This is a genomic window from Gemmata sp. SH-PL17 (assembly GCF_001610855.1).
Taxonomy (GTDB): Bacteria; Planctomycetota; Planctomycetia; order Gemmatales; family Gemmataceae; genus Gemmata; species Gemmata massiliana.
Window position 1 is genome coordinate 4271323 of record NZ_CP011271.1, and the last position, 25890, is coordinate 4297212.

20 protein-coding genes are annotated in these 25890 nt (G+C 62.2%); 14 read left to right on the top strand and 6 right to left on the bottom strand.

Going from position 1 to position 25890, the window contains the following annotated elements:
• Nucleotides 1–39 precede the first annotated feature (39 nt).
• Nucleotides 40–525, bottom strand: a complete 486-nt coding sequence (locus VT84_RS17825; protein WP_082840464.1) for a chemotaxis protein CheW — start codon at nucleotides 523–525, stop codon at nucleotides 40–42.
• A gap of 371 nt (nucleotides 526–896) precedes the next feature.
• Nucleotides 897–1559, bottom strand: a complete 663-nt coding sequence (locus VT84_RS17830) for a redox-sensing transcriptional repressor Rex (RefSeq protein WP_239465924.1) — start codon at nucleotides 1557–1559, stop codon at nucleotides 897–899.
• A gap of 669 nt (nucleotides 1560–2228) precedes the next feature.
• On the opposite strand from VT84_RS17830, the gene VT84_RS17835 reads away from it, so the two are divergent.
• Nucleotides 2229–2840: a hypothetical protein gene (locus tag VT84_RS17835; protein WP_082840465.1), complete on the top strand. Its 612-nt coding sequence runs from the start codon at nucleotides 2229–2231 to the stop codon at nucleotides 2838–2840.
• Between the two features lie 138 nt (nucleotides 2841–2978).
• On the opposite strand, the gene VT84_RS17840 is transcribed toward VT84_RS17835, so the two are convergent.
• Nucleotides 2979–3962: a DUF1573 domain-containing protein gene (locus tag VT84_RS17840; RefSeq protein WP_082840466.1), complete on the bottom strand. Its 984-nt coding sequence runs from the start codon at nucleotides 3960–3962 to the stop codon at nucleotides 2979–2981.
• 83 nt (nucleotides 3963–4045) lie between these two features.
• Here VT84_RS17840 and VT84_RS17845 point away from each other — a divergent pair, with 83 nt between their 5' ends.
• Entirely contained in the window at nucleotides 4046–4786 is a 741-nt protein-coding gene (locus VT84_RS17845; RefSeq protein ID WP_162271752.1) for a 4'-phosphopantetheinyl transferase family protein, read from the top strand.
• 354 nt (nucleotides 4787–5140) lie between these two features.
• Here the strand turns inward: VT84_RS17845 and VT84_RS17850 are convergent, their stop codons facing one another.
• Nucleotides 5141–6814 carry a hypothetical protein gene (locus tag VT84_RS17850; RefSeq protein ID WP_082840468.1) on the bottom strand — a complete coding sequence of 558 codons (1674 nt, stop codon included), beginning with the start codon at nucleotides 6812–6814 and terminating at the stop codon, nucleotides 5141–5143.
• A gap of 948 nt (nucleotides 6815–7762) precedes the next feature.
• Here VT84_RS17850 and polA point away from each other — a divergent pair.
• From polA to VT84_RS17900, 10 genes are all read left to right on the top strand, one after another.
• Nucleotides 7763–10729 carry a DNA polymerase I gene (polA, locus tag VT84_RS17855; protein ID WP_082840469.1) on the top strand — a complete coding sequence of 989 codons (2967 nt, stop codon included), beginning with the start codon at nucleotides 7763–7765 and terminating at the stop codon, nucleotides 10727–10729.
• A 29-nt stretch (nucleotides 10730–10758) separates the two neighbouring features.
• Nucleotides 10759–11379 (top strand): dephospho-CoA kinase, encoded by a 621-nt coding sequence (gene coaE / locus VT84_RS17860; protein ID WP_162271753.1) that lies wholly within the window; start codon nucleotides 10759–10761, stop codon nucleotides 11377–11379.
• Nucleotides 11380–12080: 701 nt separating this feature from the next.
• Complete coding sequence (gene rho / locus VT84_RS17865; protein WP_410000400.1) at nucleotides 12081–13436, top strand: transcription termination factor Rho; 1356 nt, start codon at nucleotides 12081–12083, stop codon at nucleotides 13434–13436.
• A 275-nt stretch (nucleotides 13437–13711) separates the two neighbouring features.
• Nucleotides 13712–15286: a protein kinase domain-containing protein gene (locus VT84_RS17870; protein WP_082840471.1), complete on the top strand. Its 1575-nt coding sequence runs from the start codon at nucleotides 13712–13714 to the stop codon at nucleotides 15284–15286.
• Nucleotides 15287–15374: 88 nt separating this feature from the next.
• On the top strand, nucleotides 15375–15839 hold the full coding sequence (gene ribE / locus VT84_RS17875; RefSeq protein ID WP_052554105.1) for a 6,7-dimethyl-8-ribityllumazine synthase: 465 nt from the start codon (nucleotides 15375–15377) through the stop codon (nucleotides 15837–15839).
• A 76-nt stretch (nucleotides 15840–15915) separates the two neighbouring features.
• Nucleotides 15916–16749 carry a sulfate ABC transporter permease subunit CysT gene (gene cysT / locus VT84_RS17880; protein WP_052554107.1) on the top strand — a complete coding sequence of 278 codons (834 nt, stop codon included), beginning with the start codon at nucleotides 15916–15918 and terminating at the stop codon, nucleotides 16747–16749.
• Between the two features lie 3 nt (nucleotides 16750–16752).
• A complete protein-coding gene (gene cysW / locus VT84_RS17885; protein ID WP_052554109.1) occupies nucleotides 16753–17643 on the top strand; it encodes a sulfate ABC transporter permease subunit CysW in 891 nt (296 codons plus the stop codon).
• 32 nt (nucleotides 17644–17675) lie between these two features.
• Entirely contained in the window at nucleotides 17676–18743 is a 1068-nt protein-coding gene (locus VT84_RS17890; protein ID WP_052554111.1) for a sulfate/molybdate ABC transporter ATP-binding protein, read from the top strand.
• A 405-nt stretch (nucleotides 18744–19148) separates the two neighbouring features.
• Nucleotides 19149–19592, top strand: a complete 444-nt coding sequence (locus VT84_RS17895) for a lipoprotein (protein WP_052554112.1) — start codon at nucleotides 19149–19151, stop codon at nucleotides 19590–19592.
• A gap of 49 nt (nucleotides 19593–19641) precedes the next feature.
• Nucleotides 19642–20622, top strand: coding sequence for a DUF1559 domain-containing protein (locus VT84_RS17900; protein ID WP_239465882.1), 981 nt, complete (start codon nucleotides 19642–19644; stop codon nucleotides 20620–20622).
• Nucleotides 20623–20701: 79 nt separating this feature from the next.
• Here the strand turns inward: VT84_RS17900 and VT84_RS17905 are convergent, their stop codons facing one another.
• Nucleotides 20702–22144, bottom strand: a complete 1443-nt coding sequence (locus VT84_RS17905; RefSeq protein WP_082840472.1) for a glycosyltransferase family 4 protein — start codon at nucleotides 22142–22144, stop codon at nucleotides 20702–20704.
• Between VT84_RS17905 and VT84_RS17910 the strand changes: the two genes are divergently transcribed.
• Both VT84_RS17910 and VT84_RS17915 read left to right on the top strand, forming a co-directional pair.
• Nucleotides 22143–23339, top strand: coding sequence for a pyridoxal phosphate-dependent aminotransferase (locus tag VT84_RS17910; RefSeq protein ID WP_082840473.1), 1197 nt, complete (start codon nucleotides 22143–22145; stop codon nucleotides 23337–23339). The two genes, VT84_RS17905 and VT84_RS17910, sit on opposite strands and share 2 nt — an antisense overlap.
• A 126-nt stretch (nucleotides 23340–23465) precedes the next feature.
• Nucleotides 23466–24416, top strand: a complete 951-nt coding sequence (locus VT84_RS17915; RefSeq protein WP_082840474.1) for an ornithine cyclodeaminase family protein — start codon at nucleotides 23466–23468, stop codon at nucleotides 24414–24416.
• A 111-nt stretch (nucleotides 24417–24527) separates the two neighbouring features.
• Here the strand turns inward: VT84_RS17915 and VT84_RS17920 are convergent, their stop codons facing one another.
• Nucleotides 24528–25871 carry a COG3014 family protein gene (locus VT84_RS17920; protein WP_082840475.1) on the bottom strand — a complete coding sequence of 448 codons (1344 nt, stop codon included), beginning with the start codon at nucleotides 25869–25871 and terminating at the stop codon, nucleotides 24528–24530.
• Nucleotides 25872–25890: the final 19 nt, after the last annotated feature.

Sequence of the window (25890 nt, forward strand, 5' to 3'; positions counted from 1 at the left end):
GCGTCTTTCAGAACAGATGTGGGAGAGGTTTGATTCGGATCACGCCGTCAGGCCCGGCACGGTCGTGTTGCCGACGAGCCGGTCGATGTTGAGGAGGGAAACGAGGCGCTCGCCGGTGCGCGCGATCCCGGTGAGGAACGAGGTGTCCACGCCCGAACCCAGGTCCGGGGTCGGGACCACTTCCTTGGCTTCCACGTTGAGCACGTCGGACACGGCGTCAACAACGAGCCCGACGATCTTGGTGCCCACGGTGACCACGACGATGACCGTGAACACGGTGTACTCGGCCTCGCGCAGCCCGAACCGCGTGCGCAGGTCGATGATCGGGACCACGGCCCCGCGCAAGTTCATGACCCCTTTGACTTCCCGGGGGGTGTTGGGCAGCGGGGTGATTTTCGAGTACCCCTTGATTTCCTGTACGCGCAGGATCTCCAACCCGTACTCCTCGTCCCCTAAACGGAACGTCAGGAACTGGCCGGTAGCGGCCACGGGTGTACTCGGGTCGTTGGTCTTGGGGGCGCTCACGTGCTCTCCGGGCCTTGCGAGGTCTAAGTGCGCCGGACGGTCCTGTTGTTGCTATCTATCGTGAACTGACAGAAAAATTTGCGTTATATTATTAATGATACAAGTGATGGCGCATATCCAGCTATTGCAGTGATTTGTGTCACGCCAAGACGGGCTGCGAGTGATCAGAAATTGATTCGCATTGTTGCACACCAATTGCTTGGGCGCCTGCTAGCTGAGCGGATTTGCGGAAGAATTGTGCTTTTTAAATTTTCCGACGCGCAAATTGTGCGATCGAAGTAGAAATACGCATTCACTCTGTGCTGCGAAAAACGGCACTTCGGGGTGAAGACGGAATCTGTCTCTCCCCGAGAAGTGGTCAGTACCGTGAGCTATTCTTCGTCTGTGGCGCGAGGTGGGGCCTCGCCGTGTTGAACCTGAAACGCCAATTGTTCTAACTGAATTGCCAGATCGACTGTGACCAGGCGAACCCGGCGCGGGAGTTTGAGCACTACAGGCGCAAAATTCAAGATGCCCCGAACGCCCGCTGTGACCAGTGCCTCAGCGACCGAGTGCGCGGTTTCTCCTGGAACCGTGAGTACGCCCAGTTCGGCCTGAAGTTCGTTGAGCCGCTCGGGAAGCGTCGACACGGCTTCCACGGTCAGCCCCTCGACCTCCTGACCGACTTTGGACGGGTCGCTGTCGAACAGGCCAACGATCCGGAACCCCTGTGCCCTGAACCCTTGGTATCTCAGAAGGGCGCGGCCCAGGTTACCGACACCGACCAGCACCGCGCGCCACTGGCGGTTGATTCCCAGCGCGGTTCGGATCGCGCTCGCCAGTTCGCGCGCGTCGTATCCGACTCCGCGCTGGCCCAAGTGTCCGAGCGCGGCGAGGTCGCGGCGCACCTGGGCGTCGCTCACGCCGACCGCTTCAGCGATGCGACTGCTCGAGATTTTTTCGCTGTCGGTCGTCCAATCGTCCACGCAGCGCAAATAGAGGCTCAGCCGCTGGGCCGCTGCCCGCGAGAGCCGTTGACTCCGCTCGGCTGGCACGCCTTCCAAAGCTGACCTCCTGTCGGGGGGGACGGACTGCAAAAATGCAGGCGGCGGGATTCGGGGGAGAGCCGGGGTTCCGCTGTCGCGACCCATTTTACCTCGAATCCTTTATCGATTCTTGTATTCCTCACCGCTTTTTTTGATCCGGTGCCTGCGAACTTAACTTGGTCGCGGATGTGAGTAATAATCGGATTCGGTGGATTACGAGAGAGAAACGGGCAGTGGGCCGGAAAGTACGCACTCTTTCGGTATGCGTTCGGGCACCGTGAGCCGTGTCGGGCTGATGGGTTGTGAACGCGGAGGCGGTCCGCCCGGTATCGGGACTCGGGGTTGGCTCATTATGAAACGCTGGCAGCGTAACAGTTTATGTCTACACACGGTGGCATCCGGAGAAATCCGAGTTCGCCCCGTAAGGTCACGGTACCTGAGTACACTCGCTTAACCTGGCGGGTCACGGAGCCAGTGCGGATGTGGGTGCGGAGCGGATTCGGGCCGAAACGGGCCGTCGGTAGCCGTTCGGTTGTCACGCGGCCCGATCTGCTTCGGGCGATCCGAACGGGACCGCTTCGCGAACCCGTGTACAACCACTGCGTGAACGGTTGCAGAAGTCTCCAAGTCCGAGGAAGATAAAGACATATTCATTTGCGGTTCGGTCGGAGGGGCCAGATGCTGGTACCCGAGAGTACGATGTGGGCCTGGTTCGCCCTCGGCTCACTGGCGACGGTCGCCACGTGGAGGTGCCCGACGTGGGCCGGCGTCTGGTGGGGGATCGCGCTGACCGCCGGTGGGTGGGTGTACCATCGGGCGCTCTGGGCAGGTGAGTTCCCGTTCGGTTACTATGCGCTCACGGAGTTTCTTGCGGGCATCGGATTGGTGGGCGTCGGAACCCTTGCGTGGGTCGTCGCGGTCGATCGCCTCCACCGGAGCCCTCGTACCAGGAATCGAACCGCGGTTCGGCTCGCCGGTGCGATTGCGTTCGGCGCGGCCGGGATCGGTGTAGGTTATTTTGGCCCCCTGCTCACACGGGGCGGGAGCTCCGGGATTAATCGGTCCGCGGGCGTCGAGGAGGTGCACATAAAAGTCCTCGAGGTGCGGGTCTACAGCGCATCCGGACCGATTGGTGAGACGATCGGACGAGCTGATCGCTTCTGGTGGCGCGTGTTCTTACCCGGGTGCAGCGCCCTCGGGGGTGGGATCGGTGCCGTCTTGGGTTGGCGCGCTTTTCACCCGCGGGTGCGCCAATCAAACGACATCGAATCCGATCCGGAACCGGCATAGCCGGTTCCCGAACCTGTTGCATTGCGGACGCGAGAAAGACAACAAGGAAACGTTGGCTCGTGTGTTGGCGGCTGAATCACAACCGAATAAATCGCGCGCCCACAGAATACCTCGCTGGTTTTAAATTGTCGTTCCGAATTATTTCTTACCCGCCCACGATACCGGGATCGACACCTCGCCCCCCTGGTCGTTCATACGCACCCGTACCGTACAGCGACCGGGTTGTGCGGCGACCGTTTCGGGGACCGTGATGCGCACGGTCGCGACCGGCCCGCTACCGGTGGAACACTTGACCTGCACGGCGGGCAAATCGCTCTCCGCGCCGGCGATGCTCACGGCCTTGCCGTCCGGCGAGCGGAGCTGGACGAGCGTAGAAACTTCGGTCTGACCGGCAGCGAGGCGGACGGAAACATTTTCCGGAGTTGCGGTTACGGCGCCGGCCGCGCGCTTAAGAACCCGAACCGGGATGCGCAGTTCTGGGCAGTCCGCATCGTCGGTGTAGAGGATCACGGACTCGTCGCGGTGCCCGGTGGGTGCGTTCGCCGCGAGCTTGATTGTTACCGGCTGAGTGCGCCCCACAGCACCGTTCGCAACCTGCCCGATCTCGACCGTCAGGTGCGCGGCGGACGACGCGGCTTTGAGTACGGTGAGCGGTTTCGCCCGTTTGTCGCCGACAACGAGTTCCTTACTGACTTCTCCGGCGGCTGAGAACGCGACCTGCGGGGGCGTGACCGAGATTTCTCGGGAGAGTGTTGCCGTGAGTTGAAGCAATAACGTGCCCGTTTGGGCGGGCGCGCCGGGCAGTTCCACCTTGTACGATACCGTGGCCTGCCAGCGGTTCGGGCCGTCCGGTTGCGTCAGCGTGTTTACTTCGAGCGCGAGTTTGGTTTTCTCGCCCGCCGGGAGCACCTCGGTCGCCAGAGCCTGGCGCAGACACCCGCACCCGGCCTCCACTTTGGTGATCGTGACCGTGCCCGCGGTCGCGTTCGTCAGGTCGAACGTGTGGAGCAGTGGCGGGCCGGCTTTTACATCACCTTTTGCCGCAACCGGCGCCGGGCTGTGAAACGTGGCCGGCGCCGGCTGGCCGGTGGCCAGCGCGGAGAGCAAAATGAGTGTGTTCATGACCACGTCGGATAGCGTCCCGCCGCGCCCGCGCGAAGTGCAAAATTGTGACCCGCAGTGAGAGTATGACGAACGCAGGAAAGATGGCTGAAGTTCGGGTTCTCGTCGGCACGTGCCCCGCCGAGTTCGATCGGGCGCCGGACCGGAACGAGGTGCGTGCGTGGACCGTGGACCTCGCGCGCCCGCCGATCCCCGCGGACGAACTGTTCCAGCGCCTGACAGCCGAAGAACAAACGCGGGCGCTGCGCTACAAGATCGCCAAAGCGCGCGAACAGTTCTCCATCGGACGCGGGCTGCTCCGCGAGCTACTCGGTGCGTGTCTGAACGTCGCCCCGCGCACCGTGCCCCTCGCGTACCTGCCCTCGGGGAAGCCTGTTCTCACAGAAGAAACCGGGTTGCACTTCAACGTCACGCACACGGACGGGATTGCGGTGATCGCCGTGAGCTGGCACCGCGTTGGTGTGGACGTCGAGCGCGTGCGGATCGTTGAGAACGAGGACGGACTGGTCCGGCGTTACTTTTCGCCCGCCGAGGGTGCCGCGTACCGCGCGCTCCCCGAGCGGCACCGCCGGGCCGGGTTCTTTCGCGGCTGGACCACCAAAGAGGCCGTCATTAAAGCGGCGGGTGCGACCGTCGCGTGCCTAGCGGATTTCGACGTCGAACTCGATCCGGAGCGCCCCCCGTGCGTCAACGCGGTCCGCGACCCACAACTTACCGGTCCCGGTTGGGTGCTCGCCGAATGGACCGCTCAGACCGACGCCGCTATTGCCATTGCGGTCGAAGGAGTGGGCGCGCTGCGCGTCGAGAAACTGCACCACGAGTGACCGGGCAAGTAAGGCCAAGGGGTACCATCAAGGAAGGGAGCAGAGATCAGAAGACCGAGTCGCGAATAGCACAGCTTACGCGACTCGAGATAACGGGCCAGTTTGAGGTCGCGGCGGAGCGGCAGCGTAACCAAGGTGAACTGGCTTACGGAGTTCATCCTCGAGCGAGTAGAGGAGTGCTTCCTGGCGCCAATAACACCCCCGGCCCCGTAGGAACGATCCTACGGGGCCGGGGATTTCTCGTTGGGCTTTTGGTAAAAGCTCGCGCTTCACCTGGCCCCGCTTCTCTGTCCTTTCGGAACCAGCAGTGTTTTGGTTTCTAACTCTGCTCTCTTGACCTTGTGGCCTCTGTTTTCAGGGGGCCTGCGGGGTGAGTTCCATCCCGACCCCGACATTGCGCAGGTACGGCATAGCGGCCTGATTGATGCTGTTTTCGGACACGCTGAGCCGGTACTTGAGACCGTTACGAGTGAAGAAATCTTTGAGATCGATGCTCTTGGCACCTTTTTGCTGAGCGTCCGCGATCGCCTTTGTCATGGCCCCGATCAATTTCGTTTTTTCATCGCGGTTCGCGTCCCCGACGGTGTTTTGCGGGAAATAACCCGTAACAACGGTGCGCGTGCGCTCGGTTAATTGGCCAACCCAGGTGCGCTTTTGAAGGTCGAAGTACGCGTCCACGGAAACACCCATTCGGTTCAGGTCGCGTATCAGGCTGCTGATGTCGTCTGTCCCGTCCCCGTTCACATCAAAAATGCCGACGAGTGCCACGTGTAGCGGCCCGCCGTTTTTGACGTCACTGTAGAGCAAGTCACCCGCAATAATGCCGTCGCGAATCGGGTCGTCCCTGCCGTCCAGGTCCGGTTCGTAGCGCACGCGCGCAAGGCGCTCGTTGACCACTTCAATGACCTCGACCGCCCCCTTCGCTTTGAACTGGGGATCGTTTACGAACTCCCGCTTCCTCTCGTCGTACTTGCGGAAGTTCAGCACGCGCGACTTGTACCCTTTCTCCGGGAAATCGTAAGGCAGAACCATGAACCTGAAACCCACGCGGACACCGGCCGAAGAGCCAATGTTGATCTCGAAGACGTTCTCCGAGTTCGGAACCCGGCGCACGATTTTGCCCACGGGATCGTCGTAAGATTGTTCGTTTTCCCTCCGAGTCGTTGCGGCCGTGAGGCGCTTGATTTCTTCGTTACTTACTTTGATGGTGTCCTTGTTCTTTGTCAACTCGCGCTCGGCGGCCGCGAGATTCTTGGTGAGCTCTGAGTTGGAGTTCCGCGCGTCGCTCTCGGCCGTTTCGTATTTCGTTTTTGCGTCCTCGGTCGCTTTCGTGGCGGCTTTAACCTTGTCGTCTATTTTGGTAGGCAGTTGATCGATTTCGGTTTTAAATTGCCCCTCCAGCGCTTTGTACGCCTTAATTTCTGCCGCCAGTAGCGCGTTCTGTGCCCGTAAATTGTCGCGCTCTTTTTCGGCCGCGGAATACGCATCTCCCCGGTTCTTAAAGCCCGCGATCTGGTCCAACAGGCCCTGGCCCGAAGGTTTGTTAGCCTTCCCGTCCTTGTCGACCTGCCAGAACGTCACGAATCGGGCGACGCTCTCGTAGGGGGGGCGCGCCGTGATGTACGCGCGCAGTTGATCGATAGTCTTCGAATCTAACTGTTTGACGAACGCTTCGGACTCTTTTTGCTCTTTGTCAACGGTGGTGACCATTTTGGCGGCCATCGCGTCGTTGATCTGTTTGAGTTCGCTCGCGATCTTGTCGCCGGCCTTTGACTCGGAATCGATCACGGTCACGTCGTCGTCCTTAGGGATCCCGAGGTAGATCCGGTAGACGCGCGCGAGCCGCTCGGCCTCGTCCTTTGAGCTCCGGACCCCGGCCAGATCCTTCTCCGCGGTCTTCTTGGCGTTGACGTGGGTCTCCATTTCGGAGAACGAGAGGTACCACATCACCCCGAACGCGATCGTCGTGAGCACGAAGAACACTAGCGCGGAGATCAGTGGGACATTTGTCTCTTTCGATTTGGCCATGTGTTCCTCGGTGCGGTGTCGTCGGTGGTGCAGGCACAAGAGTTGATGGCGCGCGGCGGGCCGCACCTTTCACACATCTTTGAGCTTAAACGGCACGGGAGGGGTGTCAACTCGATAAGGGGCCGTAACCCCGCGCCGGGCGAAGGGATGTGCCGACGGCGCCGGTCGCGCCGCGCACACTTGCCGGAATTATAACCGGGCGGCCCGGCCCCACGTTGGTTCGGGTAGTGTCCAATCGGGGCATACCGGAAGGTGAAAGACCGGAGCGTTACATAAATAGTGCGGATCTTCTGCCGGGGTATCGGTCGGCTCGTTTCACCCGAAACACGGCGGGAAAAGATTTTGATTTTTTGTATAGTAGTGTATAATTGATTTGTTGTGTCTGTTTTTTGGTGAGAGCGCCGGGGTGAGGGTATCGAATTCGTGTGGCGATCGAAACTCGAATTCGTTGCCGGTAACGCGCTCCGCACCAGTCGATCTCTGCGAGCGGGGCTGCGAATGTAGTTTGGGGTCGGTGCGGGGATTGCGAAATGTTGGTGAATGTTAGCCCGGCCGGTATCGGGTTCGGGAGGGTGTAGTGGGAGAAATGTTGCGGAGAAGCCTGAAATTCTGGCACTTGGTGCGATTGCCCCGGCGCGACCGGCTCGGGCGCGCTAGAGGTCGCCCCGAAATGTCAGCAAATGTTAGCTTGGGCCGCGAGTCGCGTGCCGTCGATTCGGTACGCGGGCGCCCAATTTCTTCATGGTCTTTTTGGGATTGACGCGGACGATTATGATTGTCATTGTTCTGTTTTAGCATTTTCGGCTAAGTTGACCCGATCGCCCTTGACCGTTCGCCGCGGTTCTCGATACACTATCCCCACATTTGTTCCGTGAGTTCAGGTCTGCCGGTACTCGATGCGGCTCCCCGCCACGGCCGCGTGACTTTCTCCCCACAGGCTCCATTCCGATGTCGGACCCGGTTTCCGCGGGCAACCTGTATTTGTTGGACGCCCACGGACTCATCTTCCAAATGTTCTTCGGCGTGCCGCCGATGAACGCACCCGACGGGCGGCCCGCCAACGCCGTCTTCGGGGTCACGCGCTCGTTGATGAACCTCTACGACCGCGGTGCCGACTACCTCATTGCCGCACTCGACCACGCCGAGCCGACCTTCCGCGAGACCATCGACTCGAACTACAAAGCGCACCGCGACCCGCCGCCGGACGATCTGCTGCTCCAAGAGCCGCTCATTCAGCAGGTCATGGAAGCGATGCGGGTGCCGTTCCTGATCGCGAAGGGGTACGAGGCCGACGACGTGATGGCGACGGTCGCGTCTGCGGCCGCTGCGCGCGGGCTGAACGTGTTTCTCTGCACGTCCGACAAGGACTGTCGGCAACTCGTCACCGACAAGGTGAAGATGCTGAACCTCCGCAAAGATTACGAGGTTCTGGACGCGGCCGGTATTATCGCGGATTGGGGCGTTCGGCCGGATCAGGTGGTCGATTTCCAGTCGCTCGTCGGCGATTCGGTGGACAACATTCCGGGTGTGATGGGAGTGGGTCCGAAAACGGCGGCGAAATGGCTTCAACAGTACGGTACGCTCGACGAACTCATCGCACACGCGGACGAGGCGCCGGGCGGTCCGAAAACGCGCCAGGCGCTCAAGGACGCGATCGCCAACGGCAACCTCGCGAAGAGCAAGCAGCTCGTCACGCTCGACCGGAACGTACCGATCCCGCTCGACTGGGAGGGGTGGCGCCGACGGGACTGGGACGGGCAGAAGCTCCTCGAACTGTTCCACGAGTTCGGGTTCCGCGGGTTCGCCGAGCGCGTGCGCAAGACTCTGACCAACAGCGGCGCCAAGAAGAACGCCGACGCACTCGAAACTGCGGGGCTTGCGCCCGCACCAGCACCGGTCGTCGAAGATACCAACGGAAGGGGCGTTCCCGGTGCGTCCGCACAGCCGGCCAAGCCCGCGAAACAGCCCAAAGGTAAGGCAAAGAAGCCGGCCACACCCGGGTTGTTCGATCTGTTAATGGAAGAGACCGGTGAGAACGCTCCGCCGGCCGAAACTCCCACGCTCGTTGAAGCCGCGATTCCCACTGATACGTGGAACTACGCGGGTTACGAGACTGTAGACACCGAAGCTCGGTTCGAGTGGTTCCTCGCGGAGTTAAAGAAGCAGAAGGCGTTCGTCTTCGATCTGGAAACGACGGGGTTGGACCCGATTCACGACCCGATTGTGGGGTTCGCGTTCTGCTGGGAGAAGGAGCGGGCCTATTACCTGCCCGTGCGTGCTCCGCAAGAGGACGCGGCCCTCGATCCGAGTGCGGCGCTCGCCGCCCTCAAGCCGGTCTTTGAAGACCCGAAGATCGAGAAACGGAACCACAATATCAAGTTCGACCAGATCGTTCTGGCCGCGAACGGCGTCGATCTCGCAGGGGTCGCGGGCGATTCCATGCTCGCGCACTACCTCCTCGACCCTGGGGCGCGGGTTCACGGACTGGACGACCTTACGCTCGACGTGCTCGAGCACAAGAACATCGCGATTGCCGACCTGATCGGGAAGGGGAAGAAGCAAACCACGATGAATACGGTGCGGGTCGCCCGCGTCCGAGATTATGCGTGCGAGGATGCCGACGCCGCGTTCCAACTCGCGACCATATTTGAACCGCAACTGGCAGAAAAGGGCTTCCGCGAACTCTACGACACGCTCGAAGTGCCGCTAATCGGCGTACTGGCCGATATGGAGCGGACCGGTATTCGCGTGGACGTGCCCTTCCTCACGCAACTCGGCGAGCAGATGGGCGCCGAACTTGCGGGATTAGAAATAGACATCCACGCACTCGCCGGGCGTGAGTTCAACATCGCCTCCCTGAAGGAACTCCAGAAGATTCTCTTCGAGGAACTGAAACTACCGGTTCAAAAGCGCACGGGGATCAAGAACGAGCCGAGTACCGATCAGGAGTCACTCGAACGACTGGCCGCGTTGGGGCACGAACTGCCCAAGAAGCTGATCGCGCACCGCAAGGTGGCGAAGCTCAAGGGCACCTACGTCGACGTGCTCCCGGTTATGGCGGACAAGACCGGGCGCATTCACACGTCGTTTAATCAGGCGTCTGCCGAGACCGGGCGGTTGAGTTCGAGTGACCCGAACCTGCAAAACATCCCGATGCGGACGGAGCAGGGGGCACAGCTCCGTAAAGCGTTCATCCCGCGCGACGGCTGGACTCTCGTTACCGCTGACTATTCGCAGATCGAGTTACGGCTTTTAGCCCAGTTCTGCGGCGATGAAACGCTGAAGTCCGCGTTCGCGGAGGACCGGGACGTTCACACCGCGGTCGCGGCGCAAATCTTCAAGGTGCCGGAGGCGGATGTAACAAAGGCCCAACGCGGGGTGGCGAAAACGGTCAATTTCGGCGTCATATATGGTATGAGCGCGACCGGGCTGGCCGTTCGGCTCGCGATCCCGCGAAAGGAGGCGGAAGAGTTCATCGACGCCTACTTCGCCCGCTATCCAAAGGTGCTGGAGTATCAGCAAAAGCTCCTGGCTCATGCGCACAAAACCGGTGAAGTGCGCACACTACTCGGGCGCAAACGCATTCTGAATGCGGCCGCAATTAACCCGAACTCGCGTTATCAGGGGCGCGGGCAGGCGGAACGTGAGGCGATCAACTACGAGATCCAGGGTTCGGCCGCGGACCTGATTAAGAGGGCCATGCTTGCGGCGCAGCGGCGGCTCGCGGCGCAAAAAATGCAAGCGAAGATGCTTCTTACCGTTCACGATGAACTCGTGTTTGAAGCGCCGTCGGGCGAAGTTGCGTTGCTGGCGAAGCTCGTTCGCGAAGAAATGACTACCGCAATGAAGCTGGACGTGCCGCTCCGCGTAGATGTGGCCGCCGGCCCGAACTGGCTGGACGTCGAGGACGTGTAAATCAGGGATTCGCAGTAATGGGATCGGTCATGAGCGGCTTCAAACACGGCCCGAAGCCCCTCATCGGGTTGATCGGCGCGATTGGCGCGGGAAAGAGTACCGCCGCAAAGTGCTTCGCGGCCCGCGGTGGGCACGTGATCGACGCGGACGCACTCGGGCACGAGGCTCTGCGTCAGCCCGAAATCATTGCGGCGCTCGTGAAGTTGTGGGGGGCGGAGATTCGCAACGCGGATGGCTTCCTGGACCGTCGGACCATCGGGCGCATTGTTTTTGCCGACCGGGAGCAGCGGACCGCACTCGAAGCTGTGGTTTTTCCTTACATCGGCGAACGCACGCGACAGGAGATTTTCGCCGCGCAAGCGAACCCGAATGTGTCGTTCGTCGTCCTGGACGCGGCGGTGTTACTCGAAGCGGGGTGGGGCGATTTGGTCGATTCGCTCGTCTATATCGATGCCCCTCGAAGTACGCGACTCGCGCGACTCGCTATTCGGAGCGGCTGGAACGAAACCGAACTGAGCGCCCGCGAATCGGCGCAACTGCCCGCCGAAGAGAAAAAGGCTCGGGCGCACGCGGTGATCGTTAACGACGCTGGTACGGTCGAGTTACAGGAGCAAGTGGACCGCGTGCTCGGAAACATATTGAAAACATGATGAGAATGGTCGGCGGCTGTAAGCTCTTGAGATTCGTTTCGGTATGTTGGTAATTAAGACAATAAATGGTTCGCGGGTACGGGTCCGGTTCTTGCCTGAGCTGTCGTTGGCGTTCAAGGGGCGCGACCGCGCTTCCGTCTGCGACGGTCCCGTAACTCACAGTGACTGCCTTCTTGTGCCTGCCGGTAAGGGGTTTACCCATGTCTGATACGAAGCCCGAAGTCACCAAACCCGCGCGCCCGACGCGCAGTCGCACGCGGAAGACCGCGGAGCCGACCGCTCCGGCGCCGGTTCCCCCGCCCCCCGCTCCGGTCGCGAACGAGGTCGCGGAAGACGAGGGATTCGCGGCCGGAATCGTGGACGAAGTGCCCGCAACGCCGGAACCCGCGCCGCCCGCGGTAACCCCACCCCCCGCGGTCATTCCGCCCCCGCCTCCCGCACCAGAAGTGCGCGAGCGCCGAGCGGAGGAAGTGCGCGAGCGCCGGACCGATGCCCGCGAGAGCACCCGCTCCGAACGCGGCAGTCGCAGCGAGCGTGCTCCGGAGCCGCGAGAAGCTCCGCGCGCTGAAGTGCCCCCGCCCGCACCGCGGGTAGAGGCCCCACCAGTGCCGCGCGCGGAGCGTCCTCTGCCGCCGGCCCCTCGCACCGAACTTCCGCCGCCGGCCCCCCGCGCCGAGTTGCCCCCGGTTGCGCCGCCGGCCCTGACCCCGGCGCCCGTGCGCGTGGACCCCAACGAACAGGGCTTCGACGCCGAAACGAACTCTCGGTACGAGGAGATCAAGCGCGGCAACACGTACATCACCGAACTGCAACACATGACGATCGCGCAGTTGCAGAAGGCCGCGAAGGACGAGGGGATTCCGCGCGAAGAGTACGTCGGGCTGAAGAAGCAAGACTTGGTGTACCGCATCCTGCGCGAACTCACCAAGGCCAACGGGCTGATGTTCGGCGAGGGCACGCTCGAAGTGCTCCCGGACGGCTTCGGGTTCCTCCGCAGCCCGGATTACAACTACCTCCCGTGTCCGGATGATATCTACATTTCGCCGTCGCAGATCCGCCGGTTCGGGTTGCGCACGGGGGCCGTCGTCGCGGGCCAAACGCGCCCGCCGAAGGAGAACGAGCGGTACTTCGCGCTGCTCCGCGTGGAGGCGATCAACTACGCCGAACCGGACCTGCTCACGCAGAAGGTCGTGTTCGACGATCTCACGCCGTTGCACCCCGAGCGCCGGTTGAAACTCGAAACGAGCGCGGACGAACTCAACACCCGCGTCATCGACCTCATCACGCCCATCGGTAAGGGGCAGCGCGGGCTGATCGTCGCCCCGCCGCGCACCGGGAAGACGGTTCTGCTCCAGAAGATGGCGAACTCCATCATCCAGAACCACCCGGAGTGCTACGTCATCGTGCTCCTGATCGACGAGCGCCCCGAAGAAGTGACCGACATGAGCCGGACCGTGAAGGGGCCGCGCGTGGAGGTCGTGTCGAGCACGTTCGACGAGCCGCCGGAGCGCCACGTCCAGGTCAGCGAGATGGTGATCGAGAAGGCGAAGCGCCTGGTCGAATACGGCACCGACGTGGTCATCCTGCTCGATTCGATCACGCGCCTGGCGCGGGCCTACAACACCGTGTCGCCCGGGTCGGGCAAGTTGCTCTCCGGTGGGTTGGACGCGACCGCGCTCTACAAGCCGAAGCGGTTCTTCGGCGCGGCCCGTAACATCGACGAGGGCGGGTCGCTCACGATTCTGGCGACCGCGCTGGTGGACACCGGCTCGAAGATGGACGAAGTGATCTTCGAGGAGTTCAAGGGCACGGGCAACATGGAGGTCCATCTCGAGCGGCGGATGGTGGACCGGCGCGTGTACCCGGCGATCAACGTGAACGCCAGCGGCACGCGCAAGGAAGAACTGCTGCGAGGTGAGGACGAACTGCGCCTCGTTCACATCATGCACCGCATCCTGGCGGACATGAACCCGGTCGAGGCGATGGAACTGCTCCTGAAGCAACTGAGCAAGTACAAGACCAACGCCGAGTTCCTCACCAGTGTGACGCTCACGTGAGCGCACTCCCGGGTGCGCGGGCGGAATGCCGCCCGCGCACCGGGACGGACCGTTCTTATCCAACCACGCAGCTTCTCTGGCTCCGTGGGCCAATTCACCGACGCGGGCGGTTCCCGAACGCCGTCGGGTTTCACAACCTGTTGATTTCAAGTGCCCCGATCGGCCGGAGCCGTGCTCCCGGCTGAAAACTTCCGCGTACAGCGAATCGTTGGTAACACGCGCCGACGAAAAACGAATGTTAGAATAGATCGGGTGTTTTTTCCGCCGGGCGTGCCATGAGCGCTAATCAGTCTCAACCGCGGTCCGTTACCTCGTACCGGGTGACGGACCTTATTGACGTCGTCCAGCGGTTGTCGCAGGCGCGCGACATCGCCACCGTGCAGGACATCGTGCGCCGGGCCGCGCGCCGGCTCACCGGCGCCGACGGGGCCACGTTCGTGCTGTGCGACGGCGACCGGTGCCATTACGTCGACGAGGACGCCATCGGCCCGCTCTGGAAGGGGCAGCGGTTCCCCATGTCCGCGTCCGTCAGCGGGTGGACGATCGTGAACCGCAGCACGGCCGTGATCGAGGACGTGTTCGCCGACCCGCGCGTCCCGCACCAGACGTACCGCGCCACGTTCGTGAAAAGCATGGTGATGGTGCCCGTCCGGGTGGCCGATCCGCTCGGCGCGATCGGCACGTACTGGGCCACCCGTCGGCTCCCCACGGACGAAGAAGTGAAGGTACTCGAAGCGCTCGCCGGTACCACGGCGGTCGCGCTCGAGAACGTGCGCGTGTTCACCGAACTCGAGGCCCGGGTCAAGGCGCGCACGGCGGAACTCGAAGAAGCGAACAAGCAACTCGTTGCCGCGAACGCGAACCTGATGGCCGCGCACCGACAGGCCGATCGCGTGTTCGCGGCCTACGCGAAGGTGCTGCCCGGTACGGTGCTCGACGGTAAGTACCGGCTCGACGAGGAACTCGGGGCCGGCGGGTTCGGGGTCGTGTTCCGCGCGCGACACTTGGGGCTGAACTGCCCCATCGCCGTGAAAGTGTTTCGGCCCACGACCGGCAACGACTCCGCAATGGAACTCCAGCGGTTCCTGCGCGAAGGCGCGACCGCGGCCCAGATCAATCACCCGAACGCGGTCCGGGTTCTCGATTCTGGGGTGTCGTCCGGCGGAATCGCGTTCCTGGCAATGGAACTGCTTTCCGGCCGGTCGCTGGCCCGCGAACTGATGGTGGTCGGCGCGCTCTCGTTGCGCCGGGCCGCGACGGTTGCGGCGACCGTTGCGGACGTACTCAGTGCGGCCCACCGGCAGGGTATCGTTCACCGCGACATCAAGCCCGACAACGTGTTCCTGCACCACGATGCCGCGGGTCAGGAGATCGTGAAGGTCGTGGACTTCGGCATCGCGAAGTTCTTTGCCGAGCCGCAGGACGAGTGCCTGACTCGAACCGGTGAGTATGTTGGTACGCCGCGGTTCATCGCCCCGGAACGGGTTCGCGGGGGCGCTGACGACGGGCGCTCGGACGTGTTCAGTTTGGGCGCGCTGCTTTACGAACTCGTTTGTGGCGCGTCGCCGTGGGCGCCCGAGCAGGAGCGCGAGATCGCTGCGGGCTTGGCCCTTTCGCTGCGCCCGCGGCCGATGTCCCGGTTCCGGCGCGCGGTTCCCGCGGAACTGTCGGCGCTAGTCGAACGCGCACTCGCGTGGAACCCCATCGACCGCCCGACCGCGGAGGAACTGGCAAACGCACTTGCGGCTCTTGCGCCCACACTCGACGACACGCCGCCGCTACCGCCGCCGGAGCCAACTCGTGACCCGGACGCGACCGATCTCCTGCCAGCGAAGACGTGGCCGCGCTAATGGGCGTAACTAGTGTGAGTATTTCGGGGCGCGCTTTGTTCGGTGACCGTCGCGTACCCCGTTCCACTTAACACTAACGCGGCGACTCATGATTTACGAAGGCGACTTCTCTTCCCCTGCGGGCCGGTTCGTGTTGGTCGTGGCCCGGTTCAACGGCTTCGTGGTCGAGCAACTGGCCGCAGGTGCCATTGATGCTTTCAAGCGACACGGCGTGGCCGAAGACCGCATCGATATCGTTCGTGTGCCGGGTTCTTACGAGATCCCGCTCGTCGCACAGAAACTCGGTAAGAGCGGCCAATACGCAGCCGTCATTTGCCTCGGCTGTGTGATTCGTGGCGACACCGATCACTACGACCACGTGGCCGGAGCAGCCACGAGCGGGATCGCACAAGCGTCGCTGAACAGCGGCGTGCCGGTCATTTTCGGCGTACTCACGTGCGATACGTTGGAGCAGGCCATTCACCGCGCCGGTGCGAAGGCCGGTAACAAGGGCTTCGAGGCCGCTGTGTGCGCCGTCGAAATGGTGAATCTGCTCAAGAAGCTGCCCGGATAAGGGCGATTCGGTCTTAAGGTGACAAAGTTCATGGCCGAAGTTGTAAATCGGTCCGCGTCTTCGTAAATCAGAGGCGATGGCACAGGCTAACCCGCGAATTTTGCCCGGTTACCGGTTGAGCATCAGCTTCACGCTCGTTTATTTGAGCGTGCTGGTGATTATACCGTTGGGGGCGTGCGTCGTGACCGCGACGCAACTCAGTTGGGACCAGTTCCGCGCCGCAGTGTGGACCGAGCGCGCACGAGCCGCTTACGCACTGACGTTCGGCGCTTCACTTGCCGCCGCCCTGATTAGCTCCGTGCTCGGGCTACTCATTGCCTGGGTGCTGGTGCGGTACGAATTCCCCGGTCGGCGCATTTTCGACGCGCTCGTCGATCTGCCGTTCGCGCTTCCCACGGCGGTCGCCGGGTTGGTGTTCTCGAACCTCTACGTCGCGAACGGGTGGCTCGGGCGGTTCCTCGTGCCGCTCGGCATCGAAGGCTCCTATTCGCGCTTTGCCGTCGTGCTGGTACTGACTTTCATCGGGTTCCCCTTCGTTGTGCGAACGCTTCAGCCGGTGCTGGGCGCGCTCGATGCGGAAGCGGAAGAGGCCGCCGCTCTGCTCGGCGCCAGTCGGTGGCAAACGTTCCGCAGAATCACGTTCCCCGCGCTGTTGCCCGGCTTACTCACGGGATTCGCCCTGGCGTTCGCACGCGGATTGGGGGAGTACGGGAGCGTGGTTTTTGTGTCGGGCAACATGCCGCTCAAAACCGAGATTGCTGCGTTCCTGATCGTCAGCCGGCTCGAAGAGGGGCGCCCGAATTCGTACCGCGAAGCGACCGCGATCGCGACCGTACTCTTGGCCGCGTCGTTCCTGATGCTCGTGTTCATTAACCGCCTCGAAGCCCGTTCGCGGAAATGGAGCGGGTGACCCATGACGCCCACAGAAACTACCCGTCGTGCCGCCCGGCGCACCGACCCGCTCTGGGTTCGGATCACGCTCACGTCGCTCGCGCTACTCGCGCTCACGGTGCTGGTCGTGATTCCCGTTGTGGGCGTGTTCGCGGAAGCACTCGCCGACGGCGTGGGTGCGTACTGGACCAACCTCACTGCCGACGCGGACACGCGCCACTCGGTGCTACTCACGCTCACGGTCGCGCCGCTCGCGGTCTTGTTGAACCTCGTGTTCGGGGTCGCGGCTGCGTGGGCGATTACGCGGTTCAAATTCCCCGGGCGCACGCTGCTGGTCACAATGATCGACGTGCCCTTCAGTGTGTCGCCGGTGGTCGTCGGGCTGATGTTCGTGATCCTGTTCGCCGATTGGGGCGTGCTCGGTCCGTGGCTGAAATCGAACGGTTTTCGGGTGCTGGGCACCGTGCCCGCGCTGGTGCTCGTGACCACGTTCGTGACGCTCCCGTTCGTCGCTCGTGAACTGATTCCGGTTATGGAAGCGATCGGTCCCGATGAAGAATTCGCCGCGCTGAGTTTGGGCGCAAATGGTCGGCAAATCTTCTGGCGCATCACGTTGCCGAACATCAAGTGGGGGCTGCTCTACGGCGTCATCCTGTGCAATGCCCGCGCGATGGGCGAGTTCGGGGCGGTGTACGTTGTCTCGGGTCGGATCGCGGGCGAAACTTGCACGATGCCGCTTCAAGTTGAAGTGCTGTTTCAGGACTTCAACAGCCCGGCCGCGTTCGCGCTCGCGTCCGTGCTCACGATGCTCGCGGTCGTCACGCTGTTGCTGAAAGTCTGGGTCGAAGGGAAGAAGAGTTCCACCGTAGAAGGTACAGGGGGCGCAGAGAAAAAGAACGTGAGCGAGAGTTGATTCCCTCCGCGTTCTCTGCGGTGAAACAAACTATGTCGATTACTGCGCAGAACGTAACGAAACGGTTCGGAAATTTCGTTGCGCTCGATAACGTGACCGTCGATTGCCCGGCCGGGGAACTGGTCGCGCTGCTCGGGCCATCCGGCTCCGGAAAGACTACTCTGCTTCGCGTAATCGCGGGGCTGGAGGTTCCCGACGCGGGCACCGTCTTGTTCCGCCACGACGACATCACGAAGCACTCCGCTCGTGACCGCAACGTTGGGTTCGTCTTCCAGCACTACGCACTGTTCCGGCACATGACCGTGTTCGAGAACGTGGCGTTCGGGCTGCGCGTGCGGAAATGGCCGGAGCAGCGCGTCCGGGACCGCGTGCAAGAGTTGCTTCGCCTCGTTCGCCTCGAAGAAAAGGCTCCGTTGTACCCGGCCAACCTCTCGGGGGGGCAGAAGCAGCGCATCGCACTGATCCGTGCCCTGGCGCCGGAGCCGAAGGTGTTGCTTCTGGACGAACCGTTCGGCGCGCTCGATGCGAAAGTGCGGGCCGAACTGCGCGACTGGCTGCGCCGGTTCCACGACGAACTGCACGTCACGAGCATCTTTGTCACGCACGACCAAGAAGAAGCGTTCGAGGTGGCCGATCGCGTGGTGGTGCTGAACAAGGGGCGCGTCGAGCAAGAAGGCCGACCGATTGAGGTGTTTGAGCACCCCAAAAATGAGTTTGTAATCGATTTCCTCGGCAATGTGAACAAACTGCCGGTGCGCGTTGAAGACGGGCGGGCGCTGTTGGGTGAAACGGGTACGGTCGAATTGCCCGCGAAGTTGTTTGGTGCGAACGAGAACGGCCGGACCGATGCGTACATTCGACCGCACGAACTCGATATCTCGCGTAGTGCGGAGGGTGGAAACTGTCTCCTCGGTAAGATCGTTCACATCAATCCGGCTGGTTCGGTCGTGAAGGTCCGGCTCTTGGCCGAAGACTTTGGCCTCATGATTAACGTGGACGTCACCCCGGATCGTTATCGTTCGCTTGCCCTGAAGCAGAACGAAAACGTGTACGTAACGCCGAAGTCTGCTCGAATCTTCGAGGCGGAATACACGATTTGAGCAGTAGGCATTGTCGGAATACTATCTCTGACTCGATGGCTTGTGGTTACGACCACAAGCCATTTTGCTTTTTACGGCTTCGTGAAATCAATTATCATATTTCGCACTTGTTAAGTGATTAATTCGCCGATACACTTCCTTAGCCCGACTAAGATGCTTTGCGAAGTGATGATTCGGAGCGAACCCATGACAGAGGGACTACTCGACCGCTATTTCCGCCTCCTGTCCGGTCGGTTGCCGGCTGCGGAATACGGTGTGCTCGCGGACCCTGTGGACGACGCGGGCGAAACCGAAGTTATGGCTCCAATGGCTCCGGGTTGTCTTTGTTGATGCTCCGATGTTTGATCGTGTTCCGACCCACCGCCGCGCGATTCGCCCGATCGCGACTTCCTTCTCTGAAGTGCAATGACACCTAGCTACACACACCGGCGCGCCCGCGTCGCCGTTTCGTTCGCCCTCTTCACGGTCTGCACCGCGCTCACCGGGTGCGGTCAGAAGGGGCCGGTTCTTTACCCCGTAACCGGGAAGGTCACGACGCCCGACGGGAAATCGCTCGAACACGCGACCGTGGTGTTCCACCCGGTCGATTCGTCCGATCCGAGCGCGGTAAAGCCGCGCGGGAAGGTGGGGGCGGACGGGTCGTTCACCCTGACCAGCCACACAGCCGGTGACGGCGCGGTGGCCGGTGAGTACCGCGTGACGGTCGAACTGTGGTTGAGCAGCGGGAAGGGCGACGATCCGCCGGTGAACCGCTTGTCCGACAAGTACGCGAAACCCGATTCGTCGGGCCTGAAGGCGACCGTGAACGCCGGCCCGACCGAACTCACTCCGTTTACTGTGAAACGCTGAACCTCCCAGCCACCCGACGAACTCTCTCCTACTCATTGAGGAACTGTCTGTGACGACCCGAATTCGCCCGCTGAACCGCCGTGCGTTTACTCTGATCGAGCTCCTGGTGGTAATCGCCATCATTGCGATCTTGATCGGGTTACTCCTCCCCGCGGTCCAAAAGGTTCGCGAAGCGGCTGCCCGCATGACGTGCAGCAACAACCTGAAGCAATTCGGCTTGGCGTTTCATAACTACCACGATCCCAACAACGGGTTACCGAGCAACATCCGCCCGGACGCGGTTAGCACGGTCCGCGTGCGCTGGGCGACGTACCTGCTCCCGTACATCGAGCAGGACAACCTCTACAAGCAGGTGAGCCTGACGACGAACTGGCACCTTCAGCCGGCCGTGTTCGGCACCAAATTGAAGACGTTCGAGTGCCCCTCGTCCCCGAACGGCCAGATCATCGACGGCGCGCCGGACACCTCGCCCGCGTGGACGAACATTGTCGCCAATGGTGACTACAGCGGGTTCTACGGCGTGTCCCCGGAACTGGAGACGCTCGGACTCATCACCACCGGGACGGGCAAGGTCGATAACGGGGCGATCTCGAAGACGACCAAGTTGAACTTCAGCGCTTTCAGCGACGGGCTGAGCAACACGCTGCACCTGACCGAAAGCGCGGGGCGCCCGAACGTTTACCGGAACGGAAAGCTGGTGATTTCTGCGAACGGCCTCAACCGCGTGAACGGGGGCGGTTGGTGCCGGCCGGCCTCGGAACTGAACATCCTGCGTGGGTCCGACGCCACGGGTACGACCTTCCCCGGCGCCAGTGCGATCAACGCGACCAACGGTGAAGCGCTCGGCAGCTACCCGCACCCGTTCTACAACACCGACGGCACCGGTCACGTTTACAGCTTCCACACCGGGGGTACGAACGCCCTGTTCGCCGACGGCTCGGTTCGCTTCATTCGCCAGTCGATCAACATTCGCACCCTGGCCGCGATGGTGACGCGGAACGGTGGCGAAACGCTCAGCGACAATAACTAATCTTTTGAGATCGCTGATTGCATCGGGTCGACGAGTTCGTGTACCGTTCCGTAGGCACGAACTCGTTGACCCGATCGCTTTACTTGGTAACCACTTCGCGAATTGTTTCCCGCACGAGTTCCAGTTTGTCGCCCCACTGGAACTCGGTTCCGATCCTCGACTGCCCGTTCTCGCCGAGTGCTCGTCGCAAGTTCGCGTCTGCGGCCAATCGGCCGAGGTGTTCTGCCAGTTCTAGCACATTTCCGCACGCAGCCTGAAGCCCGTCGACGTTGTGTCGAATCAGTTCGGCCGGTCCGCCTGCGCGGTAGACCAAGTTTGGTTTCCCGTTGGCCCACGCTTCGAGCAGTACCAGCCCGAACGAATCGCAGCGCGATGGCAGCGCGAAGCAATCAATCCCCGCGAAGAAGTCGCACTTCTGCTCATCGGTGAGCGTGCCGAGTCGCGTTACGCGATCCTTCGGCCCGAACGTGTTCCAGAATGCGCGGAAGTTCGGCATCTCCGGTCCCGCCAGCACGACCCGGAGTTGTTGACCTCGTGCCCATGCGATTTCCGCAGCGCGCAACAGATCGACGGTTCCTTTCTCAGCGCTGTTATTGGTCAAGTGGCCGACGACCATTTCGTTGGCCACACCCCAATTCGTTCGTGCGGCTTCGCGTCGTCCGCCGGTGCATTCGCGGGCATCCACGCCCAAACCTTGCAGGACCACTTTTCTCTCTTTGATGCCGAGGGACACCGCGGCGTCGCCCTCGGCGCGCGTCTGCACGAACACGCGATCGGCTTGCTTCAGGAGCCAACGCAGGTGCGGTTTGGTGTACTGCTTGCGTGTGCGGTCGTGTGGGTCGGTCGGGTCGCCGAGGTGCAGGAACGGCGTGAGCAGGAACGGCACCCCGCGACGCCGGGCGAGCTTCAACCCGCACGCGATCGGAAACGAATACGGGAACGCGGTCGCGTGGACCGCGTCGAGCGGACCGTCGTAGCGTGCGGCGTCACGCCACATGGCGAGGGAAATCGGGTTGCACGGCGTCGTGAAACACTGCCAATGCCGAAATGGGAGCAGTGAGAGTGCTTTGAGGACGTACCGGCGTGCGGGGAAGTGCAGGGGAGGGGAGCGGTGAATACCTACCCCCCCATCCCCCCGGGAAGAACCTACCCCCCCGGCCCCCCTCCCTAAAGGGAAGGGAGAGACCGAATCTTCACATTCGATGGGCCTGTGTTCTGTCCCAGAGGCATCGTGTGCCAACTCCCCCTTCCCTTTAGGGAGGGGGGCCGGTCGTCCCCACATCTCGCTCAGCTCGGTGGCGCTACTCGTCCACACGCTTATGGTGTCGCCGCACGCGGCCAGATACTCGCAGAGGCGGGCCGTGTACACTTCCGAACCGCCGAGGGCCGGGGGGTACCGCTGGACGAATTGCGCGACGTGCATTCCACGTTCCGAAGGGATGGGGGATTCCAGCGCCACGCGAATCCGGTACGATGGAACTTCGAGGTCCACTCCCACTCGTTTCAGGACTGAACGCGACATGATCCGTATTTCGCAGTTGGCTAATTCCGTGAAGCCGTCCGCCACAATAGCCGCGGGCACGAAGGCCCGTCAACTGAAGGCGGCCGGCGTGAAGGTGTTCGACTTCAGCCTCGGCGAACCGGACTTTGACACCCCTAAACACATCTGTGCCGCGGCCGAACAAGCTGCGGCCGGGGGCCAAACGCACTACACCCCCACTGCCGGCACCGCGGAAGTGAAGGCGGCCATCGCGAAGTGGTACAAGACGTTCCACGGACTCGATTGCGGCCCGGAAAACGTGATCGTGTCCAACGGGGCGAAGCACTCGCTCCACAACGCGCTCGCCGCGACCGTCGGCCCCGGCGACGAGGTCATTATTCCGACCCCGTATTGGGTGAGCTATTCCGACCTCGTGAGCATGACCGGCGCCACGCCGGTGCTGGTGACGACAACGCCCGAGAGCGGGTTTAAGATGACCCCGGCGCAGCTCCGCGCCGCGATCACCCCGCGCACGCGCATGCTCATGCTGAACTCGCCGTGCAACCCGACTGGCACGGTCTACACGCGCGCCGAACTCGAAGCCATCGTGGACGCGCTTGATGGCACGGATGCTGCTATCCTCAGCGACGAGATCTACGAACAGCTTACCTACGGTGCTGCGAAGCCCACCTGTATCGCGACGCTCCGCCCGTGGTTGAAGGACCGCACCATCACCGTGAGCGGCGCGAGCAAGAGCTACGCGATGACGGGCTGGCGCATGGGCTGGGCTGTGGCGCCCGCGGCCGTCGTGAAGGCGATGGACACGATCCAGAGTCAGGAAACGAGTTGCCCGTCGAGTGTGAGTCAAGCCGCGCTTGTGGCCGCGCTCGCCGGGCCGCAGGAGTGCGTCGCGGAGATGCGGAAGGAGTTCGCCGGGCGCCGGGAACTGACGCTCGGGCTACTCGGCCAGATTCCGGGCGTGAAGTTGCCCGCACCGGAAGGCGCGTTCTACGCTTTCTTCGACGTGTCCGCGTACTTTGGCAAGACGTTCGGAACCACGCAGGTGACGGACTCACTTACGTTCTGCAACGCGCTGCTAGAGCAAGCGCACGTGAACTTGGTGCCGGGCGTCGCGTTCGGAGCGGAGGGGTTCGTGCGGATGTCGTTCGCGACCAACCGCGCGACGATCGAAGCCGGTCTCGCCAAACTGAAGGAATGGCTCTCAACCGCGAAGTAAATGCGACGCGAAGCACGAAATCCGAAGTAAGACTTGTTGGTACGGACACGTTGAGCGAACGGTGGGATCGAGTTTCTTTCGGGTTTCGTACTTTGTATTTCGACCTTCCCCCCAAAGGGGGCTGCCATGTTATACCTGACCGAAGCCGATGTCGCGCGCGTGCTCACAATGGACCTCGCGCTCGACGCGGTATCCGCCGCGTTCCGCAAACTCGCGCTCGAAGAAGCTGTTAATAACCCGCGTCAGCGGTGCCAGACCGACCACGTGATGCTCCACGTGTTGCCGGCTGCTGCGAAGACGCTCGGGGCACTCGGGTTTAAGGCTTACACCACATCGAAGGCCGGGGCGCAGTTCCACGTTACGCTGTTCGATCCGAAGCAGGGCGGCATTACGGCGATTATCGAAGCCGACGTGCTCGGTCAGTACCGCACTGGTGCCGCGAGCGGGGTCGCGACGAAGAAACTCGCCCGCGCCGATGCCAGCACCGTTGGGTTGTTCGGTACGGGAAAACAAGCGCGCACACAATTGCTCGCGGTGTGCAAAGTGCGCCCCGTCAAGAAGGCTTTCGTATACGGTCGTGATGCCGAACGCCGAAAGACGTTTAGCGCCCAACTCGAAAAAGAAACTGGGGTCGAAGTCGTTCCCGTTGAGAAGCCAGAAGAAGCAGCGAAGGGGCTGGACATTGTCATCACCGCGACCGCGGCACGCGAACCGGTGCTACTTGGCGAGTGGGTGAGCGAGGGGCAACACCTGAACGTGATCGGCTCGAACATGAACACCAAGACCGAAACCGACGTCGAGGTGTTCCGCCGCACGCGGGTCGTGACTGTCGACAGCAAAGATCAGGCGAAGATGGAGGCTGGCGATTTCGTCGAGCCATTGAAGGTCGGCGCACTTCAGTGGGGCAACGTCTTGGAACTCGCTCCCATGCTCGTCGGGCGTTATCCGGGGCGCGAATCTTCTCAAGACGTAACGCTGTTCAAATCGTTAGGGCTAGGCATCGAGGATATCGCTCTGGCCGTGAAAGTCGTCGAATTGGCGAAGCAACAAGGCTTAGGTAAACAACTGCTCGTGTAGGCCGGATGTGGTCAAATACCCGCCGGCCGCAGGCTCGGTTCAACCCATTGCGATTGCAGCCCTCGTGTCGCGAGGGCTGCCGGCCACATCCCGAAAGCCATTCGGCCGACGTTACTTCCCCGTACCGTTGGTGCTCAGGCGCCCGACCAGTTTGGCGTCCGGGAAGTTACCCATTACATAGGTGTTGCGCCCGTCGCGGACCTGCACGCGAATCGTTTCGGCCGGTCCCATCGCGGTTCCGTTCTTGCCCTGTGGTTGAAGGGCAATGTTGTGTTCGCCCGCGGGCAATTCGAGCCGTAGCACCTGGATCTTGTCTGGGAGCAGCCCCCAGCACCGCGTGTCCGCGGATTCCGTTGCTTCCCACGCCACACCGACCACGTTCAGGGCTAAACTCGAGATCTGTGTTTGGTCGGAGCCGACCAATTCCTTTGCGCCGTAGATCACGCCCTTCTTCACGACCCGACGTACCACGGCCCGTGCGAGTGTTTCGGGCATCAGCGCTTCGCACTGCTCCGTGGCCATTTGGCCAATATCGGTGATCGTTTCGGTCCGCCCTGCGGCTTTGCCGTCGGCGCTCACGGTGACGCTCGCGATCTGGTTGATCGGCCGCACCACGCGCGGGATCTTGATTGGGGCGATCGTAGGCGGGAGCGATTGCTTCCCGGTCGCTGTGAGGATACGGTCCGCGATCAACAGAGCCACGGTACTGGCAATCTCGGACCGTTCTTCTTTGTACGGCCCGCGCCCGACCAGAGTGAAGACGTAAACCACACCGTTTCCCCGCTGCGAGTGGTGGCCGTTTTTAGCGCGGTCGAGGTCTTGTTTGATCGGTGTGAAGTCGGGCTGCCACTTCGCGACCTGCTCCAGCGACCGCGTCACGTCGTCGTAGTTCGTGTGCGTTTCCTCGCGTAGCGCGGCGTGCAGGTAGGCTCCGGACGGCACGAACTTGTAGTTCGCCTTGAGGTTCTTCCCCTCGTTATCGGTGCTCTTCGATTTCTCGATAATTTGCTGCTGTTTCTGGTTCACCTGGAGCGCGTAGGCGGTCGCGTCGGATCCGTCACCGAGAAGGTTACTGAGCGCCAGCATGACGCGGATCATGACCTTTTCGTAGTCCTCGCCCGCGTAGGCGAGTTGTTGGTCGTCGGTGAGCATGGAAAACACGCCTTCGGCGAGGTCTTTGCCTTCCTTCGCCTCGAAGCGGTCGCGAATCTCGCGCAGAGTAGTCTCGGCCTCGCGCGGGTTGCCCTCGGAGAGCAGCACCATCGCGCGGTCGAGCTTCAGTACGTCGGACTCGCGGCTGTTCTTCGTGATCGCCGTATCGATCTTCGTTTTGGCCGCGGAAACGTTGCCGGTGTTGTAGGCGGAGCGGATGTCCTGCAATCGGTCCGCGTGGGTCGTACACCCGCTCCCGAACAGGAGCGTCGTCGTGAGTGCGAGCGCAAACAGCCTGGGCATCGGACTCTCCGGTGAACCT

Coding starts and splice junctions, on each gene's coding strand:
- VT84_RS17835 (WP_082840465.1), top strand. CDS start 2,229: ATGCTGGTACCCGAGAGTACGATGTGGGCCTGGTTCGCCCTCGGCTCA.
- VT84_RS17840 (WP_082840466.1), bottom strand. CDS start 3,962: ATGAACACACTCATTTTGCTCTCCGCGCTGGCCACCGGCCAGCCGGCG.
- VT84_RS17845 (WP_162271752.1), top strand. CDS start 4,046: ATGGCTGAAGTTCGGGTTCTCGTCGGCACGTGCCCCGCCGAGTTCGAT.
- VT84_RS17850 (WP_082840468.1), bottom strand. CDS start 6,814: ATGGCCAAATCGAAAGAGACAAATGTCCCACTGATCTCCGCGCTAGTG.
- polA (WP_082840469.1), top strand. CDS start 7,763: ATGTCGGACCCGGTTTCCGCGGGCAACCTGTATTTGTTGGACGCCCAC.
- coaE (WP_162271753.1), top strand. CDS start 10,759: ATGAGCGGCTTCAAACACGGCCCGAAGCCCCTCATCGGGTTGATCGGC.
- VT84_RS17870 (WP_082840471.1), top strand. CDS start 13,712: ATGAGCGCTAATCAGTCTCAACCGCGGTCCGTTACCTCGTACCGGGTG.
- ribE (WP_052554105.1), top strand. CDS start 15,375: ATGATTTACGAAGGCGACTTCTCTTCCCCTGCGGGCCGGTTCGTGTTG.
- cysT (WP_052554107.1), top strand. CDS start 15,916: ATGGCACAGGCTAACCCGCGAATTTTGCCCGGTTACCGGTTGAGCATC.
- cysW (WP_052554109.1), top strand. CDS start 16,753: ATGACGCCCACAGAAACTACCCGTCGTGCCGCCCGGCGCACCGACCCG.
- VT84_RS17890 (WP_052554111.1), top strand. CDS start 17,676: ATGTCGATTACTGCGCAGAACGTAACGAAACGGTTCGGAAATTTCGTT.
- VT84_RS17895 (WP_052554112.1), top strand. CDS start 19,149: ATGACACCTAGCTACACACACCGGCGCGCCCGCGTCGCCGTTTCGTTC.
- VT84_RS17910 (WP_082840473.1), top strand. CDS start 22,143: ATGATCCGTATTTCGCAGTTGGCTAATTCCGTGAAGCCGTCCGCCACA.
- VT84_RS17905 (WP_082840472.1), bottom strand. CDS start 22,144: ATGTCGCGTTCAGTCCTGAAACGAGTGGGAGTGGACCTCGAAGTTCCA.
- VT84_RS17915 (WP_082840474.1), top strand. CDS start 23,466: ATGTTATACCTGACCGAAGCCGATGTCGCGCGCGTGCTCACAATGGAC.
- VT84_RS17920 (WP_082840475.1), bottom strand. CDS start 25,871: ATGCCCAGGCTGTTTGCGCTCGCACTCACGACGACGCTCCTGTTCGGG.